This window comes from Chryseobacterium sp. ON_d1 (assembly GCF_006829085.1).
Lineage (GTDB): Bacteria > Bacteroidota > Bacteroidia > Flavobacteriales > Weeksellaceae > Chryseobacterium.
The window spans coordinates 439486-455456 of the sequence record NZ_BJTC01000001.1 but is presented as its reverse complement, the minus strand read 5'-3'; the positions used below and the strand labels follow the sequence as shown (position 1 = coordinate 455456).

The window sequence follows — 15971 nt, the reverse complement described above, 5'->3', positions numbered from 1 at the left end:
TTCAAACTTCAAATTTCAAATTAATTTTTATTTTTTAGTTTTCTAATTTGTCTAGGAATGGATAATCTTCCTGAGCATATACATATTCATAGATTTTTTCTGCATCCGGATACGGAGAGTTTTCCATAAATTCAATACACTCTTCAACGAAGTCTCTTGATTGGTTGTCTATTGTTTCCAATTCTGCTTCTGTAGCCCAACCGTTTTCCAGGATTCTGTGCTTTACAAGCTCAATCGGATCATCATTTTTATGAACAGCTACCTCTTCTTTAGATCTGTATGGTTCAGCATCAGACATAGAATGTCCTCTGTAACGGTAAGTTCTTGCTTCAATGAAAGTAGGCCCGTCTCCTCTTCTCGCTCTTTCAATAGCTTCATAAGCAGCTTCTGCTACTTTTTCAGGATCCATTGCATCTACAGCAAGACAAGGCATTTCGTATCCTAATCCTAATTTATAGATATCTTCGTGGTTGGCCGTTCTTTTTACGGAAGTTCCCATGGCATACTGGTTGTTTTCCACAACAAATACGACAGGAAGTTTCCAGTTCATTGCCATATTGAATGTCTCATGTAAAGACCCCTGTCTTGCAGCACCATCTCCAAAGAAACAGATGTTCACTGCTTTTCTGTCGAAATATTTATCTGCAAAAGCAATACCTGCACCTAAAGGAATCTGTCCTCCAACGATACCGTGTCCTCCGTAAAAACGGTGTTCTTTACTGAAAATGTGCATAGATCCACCCATTCCTCCGGATGTTCCCGTAGCTTTACCACAAAGTTCTGCCATGATTCTTTTAGGATCTACCCCCATCGCCATTGGATGGATGTGGCACCTGTAAGCAGTAATCATACTGTCCTTTGTAAGATCCATTGCATGGGTAAACCCGGCAGGGATTGCTTCCTGACCGTTATACAAATGTAAAAAACCTCTGATCTTTTGTTTTAGGTAAAGAGAACGGCATTTGTCTTCAAACCTTCTCCACATTGTCATATCTTCATACCACTTCAGGTATACCTCTTTAGAAAATTCTTTCATGTGTTAGCTCTTGCTTTTTTATGATGAAATAGTTGAGCAAAATTATGAAAAAAACTTTGTTTTTATTCTATACATAGATAACTTTTCGTTTTTTCTGCAAATTCTATTTGCGGGCTGAGTGGATTATTCTTAATTTTCGAGACCTCTACGCATTCAAAAAACGATTTTCAACATGCTGTTTTTCTGTTTCAACACATTTAGAAAAACCCTGTTTATGTGAATTTTACAAAATAATACAGGATACTGAAACAGTAAAAATTCTTGATACTTAATCCTTCGGTATCTTTTATTTTTAATTATTGTTAACATACGTTTTGGGTATTTCAGCAGCTTCATTTTTTAATAAATTCAGATTTAAGCCTTACATTTATTAATATTCTAATGCTAGAATTTCAAAGGCTGAAAAATATTTCACTTTATCAAAAACTCCTGGTAATCAAAACATTTTAACAGTATTCAATCGTTCTCTATCATTGCTTTTATTTGGTTTTTGAGGTTATAGTGTTATATTTGGTTTTTAAACCAGATTATGGAAGAAAAGAAATCTTCATTATTACACACGTTTTCAAAAATCATTTCTGATTTTTTTAATCCCCTGATCTCTCTGATCCTGTTTTTTATATATATGAGCATACGGGAATATTCCCTTAAAGAATCTATGCTGTATTTTCTTCCTGTATTATTAATGATTGTTATCCCGGTTATCATATGGCTGGTATGGAATGTGAAAACGGGAAGATATACAAACATGGATGTTTCCAACCGGATTCAGAGAAAAACGCTGTATATATTTATTGCCGGGGCTGTCATTTCTTACCTTATTTTTAATTATATCAGAAATGGATATATTGATTGGGTTATGCTGTTTATTTTAATCCTTCTGTTTGCGCTTCAGATCAGCAACCTATTTATAAAAAGTTCAATGCATACAGCATTTAATGTATTTGTAGCAGCCTTATTTTTCTCTCTCGACTGGAAAATGGGTCTGATATGGCTGGGAATAGCAATTTTGGTGGGAATTACCCGTATCATTTTGAAAAGACATACGGTAAAAGAAGTATTTATGGGTGCTGCAATAGCATTTATGGTATCTTTTATCTATCTTTATTGCAATATTCAATTTCAACATTAGAATACTCTATGAAAATTAATCATCTTACTGCCGCAGAGGAAAACTTTATGAAGCTGTTTTGGAAAATGGAATCTTTCTATCTGAAGGACGTTATGGAGCAGCATCCGGAGCCGAAGCCACATCAGAACACGGTTTCCACTTATTTGAAAATATTGGTTGAAAAAGGCTATCTGTCAACTGTAAAAGAAGGACGAATCTTTAAGTACTCAGTACTTGTGCCGTTGGAGGAATATAAAAAATTTCTCTTAAAAGAACTTTCGCATAATTTCTTCAATCATTCCGGAAAGGAGATTCTGGAGCTTCTATTAAGCGAAAAATTAATCTCTCAGGAAGATATGAAAGGTTATTTTGATCTTAAAATCGAAATCAAACCATCCAAAACTGAAGAACCGACATTCGAGTTTGCCGAAGAAATTTTAAGTCCGAAAAAAGAGAAAAAAACGAAAGGAAAAGAAAAAGACAAGGAGAAAAAGAAAAAGAAGAAAAAAGATTAATCCCAATCCCCCAAAAACACCAAATCATGAAAACAAAATTCCAGGAAACTGTAAGCCGGGCCAATGAAGTCATTTTCCAATATCCTATGAGATTCTGTTGATGGCTTTATTAGCTTCTGCAGATACCATATCATTATTGCCACAACTCTCTTCTCTCCCTTAACCTGACAGTTAATAATACCTTCCATCGTTAACAACAGAGAGGCTCAGGAAATTAATGAAGATGAATTTGAACTGATCGATCAGCTAACAGATAACCCCTCATTAACATTAAACTTTAAATAGGTTGGAAAAGTGAATTTTGAACCTGAGATTCTTAAGCTGTTTCAAAAAAATAAAAACAAAGACTGCTCTAAAAGCAGTCTTATATAATTACAAAAAAAGCGGCTCAAAAGCCGCTTCATATTTTTACCAACGATTTCCGCCTCCGCCACGGTTATTACCATAGCCTCCGCCTCTATTGTTGTTATTACCATAACCTCCTCCGCTTCTGTTGTTATCAAAGCTTCTTCTTGGTTTTTCTTCTCTTGGTTTAGCTTCAGATACGTTTAACGTTTTTCCGTTGAATTCTTTTTGGTTAAGAGATTCAATAGCTTGCTTTCCTTCTTCATCACCCATCTCTACGAAACCGAAACCTCTGGAACGACCAGTTTCTCTGTCTGTAACGATTTTAGCTGATGATACGTCTCCAAATTCTGCGAATAGATCGTGCAACTCATACTCTTTAGTTGCGTAATTGATGTTTGAAACAAAAATGTTCATTTTAAATAAATTAAAAAATTAATAAAAATTTGGTATATAAAAGAAAAACAACATAAATTAATGAACAAATATTGATTCCAAATATAAACGTATGCAAGATACAATTAAAAATTTCAAATCAAAGCTTTTTTTACATATTTCTCACATTATGTTGAATCCAAATATTAAAAAGAAACACCAATAAACACAAACAAACTGATTAACAATAAGTTACATAAAATCTCTTTTTATCATTAAAATTATTTAATACATAAAGTAAAATACTGAACACTTTTCTATAATCTTAATAAAAGCAGAGAATCATATGGTTTTTACTCCCTTCCTCCATCTAGTTTCTATAAAATTTTAACCCTCACATTCAATGAAAAAGTATACCACCAATTACATCAACACGCTTATTGAAATTGCTGAAGACTGCCCAGTTTCTCAGTCACAGATCCCCCCTGAAAAAAAAGAAAAAACACTTGCCAACCTTCAATATGAGAAACTTGCAAAGAATCCTTACCAATATACTTCAGATGATATTATTTTTGACTGCTATGCCATTAAACATGATATTTCAGAAAATGAAAAACAGCAGGAAAGAGAAAATTTCTTTTCCAAAGGCCAGCCTTGCCTTCGCTGCTCTCCTTTAGCAAAAAAATACGGATTTGGAATTCATCATAATTCAGAAGAAAAAGTGGCACTGATCCCAGTGGAAAGTAAAGAATATCAGTCATTGCTGAATGATGTCTCTACAGCAAAAACCAAAGCTATGCGCTCCAAAAGAAAATAATTGAGAAAATGAATAATACTTTTCAGATCAATAAATACTATTGTTTTGAAAAGATCAGCTTTTAACACTAAATTTGTACTTCAAATTATTAAAAGACATGAACTACCATACCAGAAAATGGGTAAAGCCCGAAGACTTAAATCCAAACCACTCACTTTTCGGAGGAAGACTCCTTCAATGGATTGATGAAGAAGCTGCTCTTTATGCCATTATCCAATTGGAAAACACAAAAGTGGTTACTAAATTTATCTCTGAAATCAACTTTGTAAGTTCTGCCAAACAGGGAGACATTATAGAAATAGGAATTGAGGCTACACATTTCGGATCTTCCTCTATTACGTTAAGATGTGATGTCCGAAACAAAATGACCCACCAGACCATTATTACCGTAGATAAAATTGTCATGGTAAATCTTGATACAGAAGGTAATCCTGTCCCTCATGGCAAAACTAAAATCGAATTTGTAAAAGACAGGTTAAACAGCAGCCTATGAAGATTTTCATAAAAAATATGGTCTGCAACAGATGCATTGCGGCAGTGGAAAACATTTTCCGTAATGCGGATGTAAACATTACCAATATCTTATTGGGAGAAGTAGAAACCGAAACTGACATTTCTCCGGAAAAAATGCAGGTCATAGAGAAAGAACTCCTCAATACAGGCTTTGAAAGAATCATGGATTCTGCCCGCCAGGTTGTGGAAAAGATCAAAAATCTGATTATTGTAAAGATCAGTGAACTGGATATTGCGGAGGACTTTCTGCTTTCAGAATTTTTAAGCTCAAAGCTTCACAAAGATTACAGTTCGCTTTCAAAAACATTTTCGCAAAACGAGAATATTACATTAGAACAGTTCTTTATCCTTCAGAAAATTGAAAAGGTAAAAGAACTTCTTTTATATAACGAATTCAATCTTACCGAAATTGCAGGTAAGCTGGGGTATAAAAGTGTTCAGCATCTTTCTACCCAATTCCGCAATGTAACCGGATTCACACCCACAGAGTTCAAAAAACTTAAAGAACACCACCGCAAAGCGCTTGATAATCTGTAAGTTTTAGAGTTTGAGTGTTTAGGGTCAAAGGAGCTAAATATTCCTATTTCACTTACAAACGCTCAAATTCTAAAGCTCTACAACTCTTAACCCCTCTTACTCTTATACTCTCCCACCCTCAAACTCTCCTACCCTCTAACCTAATTTTATAACTATTATCCTTAAATTTATAACAGCCTTAGATATCCATTTTGGAAATTTGTAGTATAAATTTAAGAATCATGGAACAACAGTATAAAATACTCGGAATGACCTGTTCCGGCTGCCAGAAAAAGATCTCAAATCAACTGAACAGTATTGATGGTGTTACAGCAGAGATAAATCTGGAAACCAATACCGCAACAATCATTTCTGATCATAGAGTCCAGCTTTCCGTTTTAAATGATGCCCTGGCAGAAATAGGAAAATACAGGCTTGAAGATCCCCACAATCCCGAAAAAGCCTTTTTAAAGCCTCAGGATCGTGTATCGCCGTCTTCAGTATACTATTGCCCGATGGAATGCGAAGGAGATAAAGTGTATTTCAAACAGGGAGAGAGATGCCCTGTATGTAATATGTATCTTGTACCTATTGAAGAAAAACTGGCCAAAGATCCCCATCACAAACCTACTTATTCTGCAGACAACCTTCCGGAAAACTTTAAAGACAATCTTGGAAAATATTATTGTCCGATGTTTTGTGAAGGAGATAAGGTGTACAATGAAAAAGGAGACTGTCCGGTTTGTCATATGCATTTGGAACCTATCACTGAAGAACTTATTCAGAAAGGAGGCTTACATTCTCATTCACACGTTCACAAGCATCACGACCATCATCATACCCACCATAAAGCTCCAAAAGTAACCGATGAAATGGCAGGCAGATATTACTGTCCGATGTATTGTGAAGGGGATAAAACTTATGATTCCAATGTGGGATGCCCGGTCTGCGGAATGGATCTTGTTAAATACCCAGAAAAGAAAACCGCAAAATATACCTGTCCAATGCACCCGGAAATTATTCGTGACGAACCGGGAGACTGCCCTATCTGTGGAATGGACCTCGTAAGAATGCCTGACAGCGGTGATGATGAAGAGGATGAAACATACCATATATTAAAGAGAAAATTCATTATTTCATTAGCATTTACCATTCCCGTTTTCATTCTTTCGATGGGTGGGATGGTTATCAATTTTCCTTTTTCCCATCAGGTTCAGGGATTTATCGAGCTTGCCTTCACTCTTCCGGTGATGTTTTATTCCGGGTGGTTCTTATTGAAAAGAGGCTGGATTTCCTTTAAGACATGGAATCTCAATATGTTCAGTCTTATTGCGCTGGGAGTGGCTGCAGCATTTATTTTCAGTATTGTTGCTTTAATTTTTCCGGACATTATTCCTCATGAAATCCGTGGGCATAATCATGAAATCCCGTTGTACTTTGAAGCGGTCTGCGTGATTTTAACCCTTGTTATTTTAGGCCAGTTAATGGAAGCGGCAGCTCATAAGAAGACAGGAAATGCCATCAAAGAATTAATAAATCTTTCACCAGATGAAGCCAATCTTATGATCAATGGCGAAGAAAAAAGAGTGTTGCTTTCGCAGGTAAAAATAGGAGACTTATTAAAAGTAAAGCCTGGTGAAAAGATTCCCGTAGACGGAAAAATCACAGAAGGCAATTCTATCGTAGATGAAAGCATGATTACGGGAGAACCTGTTCCTGTTGAAAAAAACACTGATGATAAAGTATCTTCTGGAACAATAAACGGAAACCGGGTTTTCATCATGAAAGCAGAAAAAGTAGGCGACGAAACCTTGCTCTCACAGATCATTAAAATGGTCAATGAAGCCAGCCGAAGCAAAGCCCCTATTCAAAAACTGACGGACAAGGTCTCAAAAGTGTTTGTTCCAGTGGTGATCCTTATTGCTGTGCTTACCTTTATTCTGTGGCAGTTTTTCGGTCCTGAAGGGAAAAGAAGCTTATTTGCTTTCGTCAATGCTGTAGCAGTACTCATTGTAGCCTGTCCTTGTGCACTTGGGTTGGCAACGCCAATGTCGTTAATGGTAGGAATTGGAAAAGGGGCCAAAAACGGAATCCTGATCAAAAACGCTGAAGCTCTTGAGCAGATGAATAAAGTCAATGTTCTGATCACTGACAAGACAGGAACTTTAACGGAAGGAAAACCGTCGGTAGAATATATAGAAACAGCAGCCGGTGAACAGAATCAGATTTTAAAACTTGCTTTTTCACTGAATCAAAATTCTGAACACCCATTATCCAATGCGGTTATAAAAAGAGCAAAAGAAAAAAATATAACTGCTGAAAAAGTAGACCGGTTCGAAAACATTTCAGGAAAAGGAGTGAAAGGAAACATCAATGACAAAACAGCATATTTAGGAAATGAAAGCCTGCTGACCTCACATCAGATCCAGATTCCGGAGACTTTAAAACAAAAAGCTGTAGAAGTACAGTCCAAAGCGCATACAATTTCTTATGTAGCACAAGATCAGCAGGTACTTGGCTTTATAAGTTTTACAGATAAAATCAAGGAAAGTTCTAAAAAAGCTGTTAAACAATTAATGAGCGAAGGCATCGATGTAATCATGATGACCGGAGACAACGAACATACGGCCAAAGCCGTGGCCGATGAACTGGGAATCAGACACTTCAAAGCGAACTGCCTTCCTGAAGATAAACTCAATGAAGTTAAAAAGCTGCAGCAGCAAGGTAAAATAGTGGCTATGACCGGAGACGGGATCAATGACTCTCCTGCCCTTGCCCAGTCTGATGTGGGAATTGCTATGGGAACAGGAACGGATGTAGCCATTGAAAGTGCCGAGATCACTTTATTAAAAGGAGATATCTTAGGAGTAGCCAAAGCAAAACTACTCAGTGAAAAGCTTCTTAAAAACATAAAAGAAAATCTGTTCTTCGCATTCATCTACAATGTTTTGGGAGTTCCGGTTGCGGCAGGATTATTGTATCCATTCTTTGGAATTCTGTTATCACCAATGATTGCAGCAGCGGCAATGAGTTTCAGCTCACTTTCAGTGATCCTTAATTCATTGAGATTAAACTCCGTAGATCTGGACATACAATAATATTATGACAAAAGAAAATCTTTACATAGGCTGTTCGGGATTTTATAATAATGACTGGAAAGGGTCTTTATATCCTGAAAATGCCCAAAGTAAAGATTTTCTTTCCTTATACTCAAAGACATTCAACACTGTAGAAATCAATTCTACTTTTTACAGAAAACCGACCTCAAAAACACTGTTGAAGTGGTATGATGAAACACCGGATGCATTTAGATTTTTTATTAAAATTCCTAAATCCATTACCCATCAGAACCGGCTTGAAAATTCAAAGGAAGAAATTGAACTCTTCTGCAGTCATATTCAAAGCAGTCTGAAGGATAAGCTTTCAGGATTTCTATACCAACTCCCTCCTTCCTTCAAAAGGACTCCTGAAAACACGGAACGTATCTTCAACAATATTGATCACCGTTTTCTGAACGTCATAGAATTCCGGCACAACTCATGGTGGGAAAAAGAAATATATGATCTTTTACAAAAACATCGTATTATTTTTTCCGGTGTAAGTTTTCCGGGCGACCTTCCGGAAGATCTGATCATCAACCATCCGGGAATATTGTATTACAGACTTCATGGGAAACCTGTTCTTTATAAATCAGAATACAGTGAAAGCTTTTTAAATGGGCTTGCTGAAAAGATTAAAGATACCGGGCTAACTTCTTTTATTTTTTTCAATAATACCTGGGGAACGGCAGCCATTAAAAATTCATTGCTTCTGAAGACAATTTTAGAATAACAAATATACTGGATGTCGTTGATTTTGTTAAAATAAAAATATTTCTCCATCCAATGAAGAATGTTAAAAACTCAATAAAGATAGAAAACAACTATTGCTTTTGTATTTATAAATGTTAAATTTTAAATAAAAGAAAACCATACATAATAATTCATAATGACAATGGAAATCTCCTTTAAAATAAAGTTCTTAAAATAAACTTAAAAAGAAAAATTTCTGTACTGCATGGCATATAATTTGTTAACTTTCTGTTGTTATTTTTAACGATTTTTAACAATTTAAATTCCATTATTTTTATGAGAAAAATTTTTGCGGGAAAGTCAAGAAATAAGACTTTCCTCGGGATGTTTGCATTGGTGAGTGCAACTTCAGTTTTATTGAACAGCTGTAATTTCAAGAATGAAGTGAATCATGACCCCGTCGTCAGATCACAGGAACATCCTGCCGCAGAAATAGTCCCCAAAATGGACGAAGAAAGCGTAGACCCTGATAAAAGAATAATCTACCTTACCTTCGATGACGGTCCCAATCAGGGAACCGAAAATCTTTTAAAAATCCTGGATAAAAGAAATGTTTGCGCAACTGCCTTTCTCGTGGGGAAACATGCATATGGAAGCAAAAAACAGAAAGATGATCTGCTGCTGCTTAAGCAGAATCCACTGATAGAACTGGCTAATCACAGTTTTACCCATGCCCACAATAAGTACACCGATTTTTATAAAAATGCTGATGCCGTCGTTCATGATTTTGACATTGCCAGAGACAGCCTGAAGCTTTATGATAAAATAGCAAGAACTCCAGGGAGAAATATATGGAGGCTGAACAATATTAATGTAACGGATATCAAAAGTTCTACTGCAGCTGCAGACGGCCTCAAAAAAGCAGGATATAAAGTAATTGGCTGGGACCTGGAATGGAGACCTTCCCAAAAGATGACTTTAAAGGGAAGTCATGAAGCCATGATCAAAAAGGTAGACAGTATCTTCTTAAACGATCTTGAAAAGACTTCACGACACCTTGTATTTCTTACCCATGATCAGTATCTGAGAGATGCAGATTCTATCAATGAACTGGATCTTTTCATTGAAAAACTGCAGAAAAGCAACAGGTTTGTTTTCAGAAAAATTTCACAGTACCCTAAAATCAATGAGGTTTTGAATTAATATGCACAGAAGATCTGATGATCTTTGAGCTTTGAACATTCAGGGAATTTTCGGACATTTGTATTTATGAGTATTAAAGAGAACTATAACACTATAAAGAACCAGCTGCCATCCACTGTGCAGCTGGTTGCTGTTTCTAAAACCCATCCCGCTTCAGCTGTCCAGGAGGTTTATGATCTGGGACAGAGAGTCTTTGGAGAAAATAAAGTTCAGGAACTGATGGAGAAATTCCCCCTTCTTCCTCAGGATATCCAATGGCATCTGATCGGTCATTTGCAAACAAATAAAGTCAAGTATATTGCTCCTTTTATTGATACCATACAAAGTGTGGATTCTGAAAAATTATTAGCAGAAATCAACAAAGAAGCAGGAAAGCATAGCAGAATTATCAAAGTTCTTTTACAGGTGAAAATTGCGGCAGAAGAAAGTAAATTCGGGCTTGACATTTCTGAAGCGAAAGATCTCTTCAGAAAATATATTGACGGACATTTTCCTAATGTTGAAATCACCGGCTTAATGGGAATGGCCACATTCACGGATGATGAACAGCAGGTAAGAAATGAGTTTTTAGTTCTGAAAGGCCTTTTTGATGAACTAAGTACAGTAAGAGCATTGAATACTTTATCTATGGGAATGAGTGATGATTTTCCGGTAGCCATTGAGTGTGGGGCTAATTCTGTAAGGGTTGGATCTGCTATTTTCGGAAGGAGAGACTATTCAAAATAGAATATTTAGGTACAGTTTTTGCTAATAATTGAAACAAAAAATTTAAATTTGCAACTATGCAAAAAATCCTTATAGTAGAAGACGAAAAAGCAATCTCGGGAGTACTTCACAGTATTCTTTCGGATGAACTAACCGATTATGAATTTGTTATCGCCGAAGACGGCCTTGAAGGGTACAAACAGGTAGAAAAAGAAGATTTCGCACTGGTGATTTCTGATATCAAGATGCCTAAACTTTCAGGAACCGAACTTTTGAAGCAAAGTCTCGCATTAAAGCCAGAAACTACTTTTATCATGATCTCAGGCCATGCAGATATCGATTCTGCTGTTTCCTGTCTGAAGGAGGGTGCATACGATTTTATCTCCAAACCCATTGATATCAACAGACTTATTACAAGTGTAAAAAATGCATTGGTAAAGGAAACCCTGAAAAAAGAAAATAAGAATCTTCAGACCGAGAATAAAACTCTAAAGAAAAAAGTAAGCAAAAAATATCAGATGATCGGTACTTCTCCTGCTCTTCAAAAGATCCAGGATATGATCGAAAAAGTAGCTGCTTCTGACGCCCGAGTTTTGATCACAGGACCTAATGGTGCAGGAAAAGAATTGGTAGCCCACGCTATTCACAATCAAAGTGAGCGTGCAAGAGGCCCAATGGTAGAGGTCAACTGTGCTGCTATCCCGTCTGAGCTGATTGAATCTGAACTTTTCGGACACGTAAAAGGGTCTTTTACAGGTGCCATTAAAGATAAACAGGGAAAATTTGAACAGGCAAACGGCGGTACGATCTTCCTTGATGAGATTGGAGATATGAGCCTTATTGCTCAGGCTAAGGTATTGAGAGCTCTTCAGGAAAGCAAAGTTTCTCCTGTTGGAAGTGATAAAGAAATTAAAGTTGACGTGAGAGTAATTGCGGCAACAAATAAGAATATGCAGAAAGAAATAGAGGAAGGGAAATTCAGAGAAGACCTTTACCACAGACTTTCTGTTATTGAAATCTATGTTCCGCCATTGGATGAAAGAAAAGAAGACATCAAATTATTAGTTGAGCATTTTGCAGGTATGATTGCTGATGAGCATGGTACTGCTGCGAAAAAATTTGATGATAAAGCGATTGATGCTTTAAAAGCTCTTTCATGGACTGGAAATATCAGGGAATTAAGAAATGTTGTGGAAAGATTGATTATTCTTGGTGGAAATACTGTTTCTGAAAGTGACGTTGCAAGTTTTGTAAGGAAATAATAAAGCTATTATTACAATATTATAAAAATTTGCAGTATAAACACTGCAAATTTTTTTTTGCCCCTATTTTAATTATAAACTATATGAATCTTAAAATATTATGAACTTTTTAAACAAAAACTATACGAAAGAATGCCTGACTTTGGCTCTGCCTGTGATGCTTACCCAGGTGGGGCAGGTTTCAGTAAACTTATTCGATAATATTATTGTCGGAAAATTATTGGGAGCTGATGCTCTGGCATCCGTTTCATTGGGGAATGCGGTATTTTTCTCCATCTTTGTATTGGCCCTTGGGTTTTCATTTGCTATACCGCCATTGGTTTCGGAAGCACACTCGAAAGAAGATCACGCTACGATCAATTCTGTATTCAGTCATGGTTTTATTATCAATATGTCTGTTGGGATCATTCTCATGGTTATTTTACTGATGGGAATGCCGCTCCTCTATCACTCAGGGCAGCCTGCCAAGATCATTCCCGATACGGTAAGCTTCTTAAGTATCATGGTAATCAGTATGATTCCGTTCATGGCATTTCAGACGCTTCGTGAAGTTTCTGAAGGATTATCATACACGATCGGAGTTACAAAAGCTACCATTATTGCCAATATCATCAATATTGCACTGAATTATGTTTTTATCAAAGGACTCTGGGGAATACCTCCGATGGGGGTAAAAGGATCGGCCCTGGCAACTCTGATTTCCAGAATTTTCATGGTTGTTTTCCTTTATTTTGTATTGCTTAAAGAAAAAAGAACAAGACGTTATATCAAAGATTTCTCTTTAAAAGTTCAGGATTTTTCAAAGCAGATGTTTGATAAAATGGTAAGACTTGGATTGCCTACCGCTTTACAGATGTTTTTTGAAGTAACTGCTTTTGCCGGGGCTGCATTCATCTGCGGGCTGATTTCTGCTCATGATATTGCTTCCCACCAGATTGCTTTAAGTATGGCTTCATTTACTTTCAATCTATGTGTTGGGTTCAGTGTTGCCTCCACAGTCATGATCGGCAGAAAACTGGGAGAACAGAATTTTGTTGAGTTGAGAAAAGTAGGAATCAACAATCTGAAAATTGCATTTATTTTCATGTGTATCTGTGGATTGGTATTTATTTTAGGCAGAAATATCCTTCCGACTTTCTTCACAAAAAAAGAAGAAGTAGAAGTTATTGCATTAGCATCCAAGCTCATGATCATCGCTGCCCTATTCCAGCTTTCAGATGGAATTCAGGTGACGGCTTTGGGAATGCTTAGAGGATTGCAGGATGTGAAAATTCCGTCTATCTATACTTTTATTGCCTATTGGGTAATTACCATTCCTTTAGGATATTTCTTCTGTGTTACTCTGGAAATGGGAGCATTGGGTATGTGGGTCGCACTTGGATTAGGATTGACGGTATCCGCAGTTTTTCTTGTAAAACGATTTTTGAATATGTCTGCAAAAAGAATTAAGCAGAATTCATAAAATAAAATAGCTGTTTCAGTTTTGAAACGGCTATTTTTTATTCTTTCCAATTTTTAATTACAGATAAAAACTAATAAGAGGTTGATATAGGCTTTTTAAAATTTACTTTTTGCCTCTTTTACCATTTAATCGATTCTCTTTCCTAAAATCTTCAGACTTCTTTCTATTCCGTCCAAAACTGCTACGTTAGGAAGGCTTCCCCAGTCCTCAAATCCGAAGTGCCTGAACAGTTTCAGACTTGGCTCGTTATGAAGGAAAATAAGGGCAACGAGATTTTTCACTCCAAATTTCCCTGCATTGTCAATGCAGTACTGCAGAATTGTTTTACCGTATCCTCTTCCTCTACAGATTTCATCCAGATAAATACTCACCTCTACTGTGCCATTATATGCCGCTCTTTCATGAAATGAACTGAAGCTTACCCATCCGATGATTTGCTCCTGTTTATCTTCAACCACCCAAAGCGGTCGGGTCTGAGAGTTGTGTTCTTCAAACCATTTTATTTTGCTTTCCACAGAAACTTCTTCCATGTCTGCAGTTACCATTCTTGAGGCAATTGTTGAATTATAAATGGCTACGATTTTATTTAAATCTGTTAATTCAGCATTCCTGAACTTCAATTTTTCCATGGACGAATATTCGGCTTAATTTTATACAAAAATACTAAATTTCGAAAAATACCCTATAAATTCACAATCAATTACCCAATTTCAACATTCTTAAGAGATCACCCCCAATAAAATACTATTTATAACATTTATAAAAATATTTTTTGTCAATACACAAAGGCGCGAGGATTTTATCTGTGATAAAATTACATGTCGCTTTTTAATTGCTAATAATAATTGCTGAAAATTTCATTTTTTACTCTTAAACTTAAAAACTATTTTAAGTCTTTTAAGATTCTATTCAGGCTTCTTACTGTTATTCCCAGGTAAGCGGCCATATCTTCTTTTGAAATCTGAATTCCTTCTTTAGCCTGCATTTTCAGTAATTGTGTTAAAGTATGTTCTGTTGTATAAAGCTGTTGGTAAGAAGCTCTGCTGGAAGTATTGATAATCCGTTCGGCAAAGGTATCAAGCAATAAGTTATTTAAAATAATATCATTTTTAAGCAAAAACCTGAAATATGGAACAGCAATCTCATAAACGGAAACTTCAGTTAATGTTTCTATACTGCATAAGCAAGGTGTATTTTTGATCATCTCTATTTCTCCAACAATTTCACCGCTTCCCGAAAACTCTACAATATATTCTTTTCCATTTTCTTCAGTAAAATAACATTTGGTAATTCCTTCTTTAATAATCATAGGTTTTAAAAGAAACCGTCCCTGTACAAGAATTTTTTCTCCTTTGGGATAAGATTTCAACAGGATATCTTTCTCACTCTCCTGTTGACTGTAAAGCTCTTCGAAATAGCTTAAAAATTCCTGATTGGTTCGTAACATATGGATCCCGGGACAAATGTCCTTTGCTTATTAAGTTTTAATACTGAATTTTGAGCTCAGAAAATTACAAAACAAAAATGAATAATCATATTACTACAATTGCTTTTGATGCGGATGATACTCTTTGGATCAACGAGCCTTATTTTCAGGAGGCTGAAAATGAATTCTGTATGCTGCTTGAGGACTACCTACCGCAGCATTCAGTCTCCCAGGAACTGTTTAAAACAGAAATGCAGAATCTTCATTTGTACGGATATGGAGTAAAGGGATTTATGCTGTGTATGATCGAAACTATCAGCAGAATTTCCAATAATACCGCCTCCCTGGAACTGGTGAATAAAGCCATACAGTTAGGCCAGGACCAGCTGCAGAAACCTATTGAGTTACTGAATGGAGTTACAGAGACTCTTGAAAATTTAAAGGGAAAGTACAGGCTTGTTGTGGCAACAAAAGGAGATCTTCTGGATCAGGAACGTAAACTGAAAAAATCAGGATTACAGGAATATTTCCATCACATAGAGATCATGAGTGATAAAAAGGAAAATGATTACAAAAAGCTCCTTAAACATCTGGACTGCCCGCCTGAAAATTTCATAATGCTTGGTAATTCCATAAAATCAGATGTTTTACCGGTATTGGAAATCGGGGGTTCTGCGGCTCACATTCCTTATCATGTCACCTGGACGCATGAGCAGCATGACGTTAACCTTGAACATCCGAATTTTATGGAGCTTAAGAGTATTGATGAAATTCTGAAATATCTTTCATATTAAGCTGTTAAAGTGCCATAAGAAGATAAGATTATTAAGCTAAACTTTGCTTAATTTTTAAGTTGTGTGCCTCTAACTTCCTTATTATATTTTTCAATCAAAA

16 protein-coding genes are annotated in these 15971 nt (G+C 36.2%); 12 read left to right on the top strand and 4 right to left on the bottom strand.

The genetic code is table 11. The annotated features are described in order from the left end of the window. Window positions 1–34: 34 nt before the first annotated feature. Window positions 35–1036: a pyruvate dehydrogenase (acetyl-transferring) E1 component subunit alpha gene (gene pdhA / locus CRS_RS01955; protein WP_142722401.1), complete on the bottom strand. Its 1002-nt coding sequence runs from the start codon at window positions 1034–1036 to the stop codon at window positions 35–37. Window positions 1037–1565: 529 nt separating this feature from the next. Between pdhA and CRS_RS01950 the strand changes: the two genes are divergently transcribed. Continuing rightward, entirely contained in the window at window positions 1566–2168 is a 603-nt protein-coding gene (locus CRS_RS01950) for a phosphatase PAP2 family protein (protein WP_142722400.1), read from the top strand. Window positions 2169–2176: 8 nt separating this feature from the next. Next, window positions 2177–2662: a BlaI/MecI/CopY family transcriptional regulator gene (locus CRS_RS01945; protein WP_142722399.1), complete on the top strand. Its 486-nt coding sequence runs from the start codon at window positions 2177–2179 to the stop codon at window positions 2660–2662. Between the two features lie 408 nt (window positions 2663–3070). Here the strand turns inward: CRS_RS01945 and CRS_RS01940 are convergent, their stop codons facing one another. Beyond that, the gene (locus tag CRS_RS01940; RefSeq protein ID WP_142722398.1) at window positions 3071–3424 is read right to left on the bottom strand and encodes an RNA-binding protein; all 354 of its coding nucleotides are present in this window, start codon (window positions 3422–3424) and stop codon (window positions 3071–3073) included. Between the two features lie 361 nt (window positions 3425–3785). Here CRS_RS01940 and CRS_RS01935 point away from each other — a divergent pair, with 361 nt between their 5' ends. From CRS_RS01935 to CRS_RS01895, 9 genes are all read left to right on the top strand, one after another. Beyond that, on the top strand, window positions 3786–4199 hold the full coding sequence (locus CRS_RS01935; RefSeq protein WP_142722397.1) for a DUF6157 family protein: 414 nt from the start codon (window positions 3786–3788) through the stop codon (window positions 4197–4199). Between the two features lie 97 nt (window positions 4200–4296). Continuing rightward, window positions 4297–4692, top strand: coding sequence for an acyl-CoA thioesterase (locus tag CRS_RS01930; RefSeq protein ID WP_142722396.1), 396 nt, complete (start codon window positions 4297–4299; stop codon window positions 4690–4692). Next, a complete protein-coding gene (locus tag CRS_RS01925) occupies window positions 4689–5249 on the top strand; it encodes an AraC family transcriptional regulator (RefSeq protein ID WP_142722395.1) in 561 nt (186 codons plus the stop codon). The genes CRS_RS01930 and CRS_RS01925 overlap by 4 nt, the downstream gene beginning before the upstream one ends. A gap of 221 nt (window positions 5250–5470) precedes the next feature. Further along, window positions 5471–8326: a heavy metal translocating P-type ATPase gene (locus CRS_RS01920; RefSeq protein ID WP_142722394.1), complete on the top strand. Its 2856-nt coding sequence runs from the start codon at window positions 5471–5473 to the stop codon at window positions 8324–8326. A gap of 4 nt (window positions 8327–8330) precedes the next feature. Then, window positions 8331–9059, top strand: coding sequence for a DUF72 domain-containing protein (locus CRS_RS01915; protein WP_142722393.1), 729 nt, complete (start codon window positions 8331–8333; stop codon window positions 9057–9059). A 296-nt stretch (window positions 9060–9355) separates the two neighbouring features. Continuing rightward, window positions 9356–10222, top strand: a complete 867-nt coding sequence (locus CRS_RS01910; RefSeq protein ID WP_142722392.1) for a polysaccharide deacetylase family protein — start codon at window positions 9356–9358, stop codon at window positions 10220–10222. 66 nt (window positions 10223–10288) lie between these two features. Then, a complete protein-coding gene (locus CRS_RS01905; RefSeq protein WP_142722391.1) occupies window positions 10289–10948 on the top strand; it encodes a YggS family pyridoxal phosphate-dependent enzyme in 660 nt (219 codons plus the stop codon). 56 nt (window positions 10949–11004) lie between these two features. After that, complete coding sequence (locus CRS_RS01900) at window positions 11005–12189, top strand: sigma-54 dependent transcriptional regulator (RefSeq protein ID WP_002979922.1); 1185 nt, start codon at window positions 11005–11007, stop codon at window positions 12187–12189. 100 nt (window positions 12190–12289) lie between these two features. After that, window positions 12290–13651 carry an MATE family efflux transporter gene (locus CRS_RS01895; protein WP_142722390.1) on the top strand — a complete coding sequence of 454 codons (1362 nt, stop codon included), beginning with the start codon at window positions 12290–12292 and terminating at the stop codon, window positions 13649–13651. A gap of 125 nt (window positions 13652–13776) precedes the next feature. On the opposite strand, the gene CRS_RS01890 is transcribed toward CRS_RS01895, so the two are convergent. Together CRS_RS01890 and CRS_RS01885 are read right to left on the bottom strand one after the other, a co-directional pair. Next, window positions 13777–14280 (bottom strand): GNAT family N-acetyltransferase, encoded by a 504-nt coding sequence (locus tag CRS_RS01890; protein ID WP_142722389.1) that lies wholly within the window; start codon window positions 14278–14280, stop codon window positions 13777–13779. A 254-nt stretch (window positions 14281–14534) separates the two neighbouring features. Beyond that, the gene (locus CRS_RS01885; protein ID WP_142722388.1) at window positions 14535–15098 is read right to left on the bottom strand and encodes a Crp/Fnr family transcriptional regulator; all 564 of its coding nucleotides are present in this window, start codon (window positions 15096–15098) and stop codon (window positions 14535–14537) included. A gap of 77 nt (window positions 15099–15175) precedes the next feature. Between CRS_RS01885 and CRS_RS01880 the strand changes: the two genes are divergently transcribed. Beyond that, complete coding sequence (locus CRS_RS01880) at window positions 15176–15871, top strand: HAD family hydrolase (RefSeq protein WP_142722387.1); 696 nt, start codon at window positions 15176–15178, stop codon at window positions 15869–15871. Window positions 15872–15971: the final 100 nt, after the last annotated feature.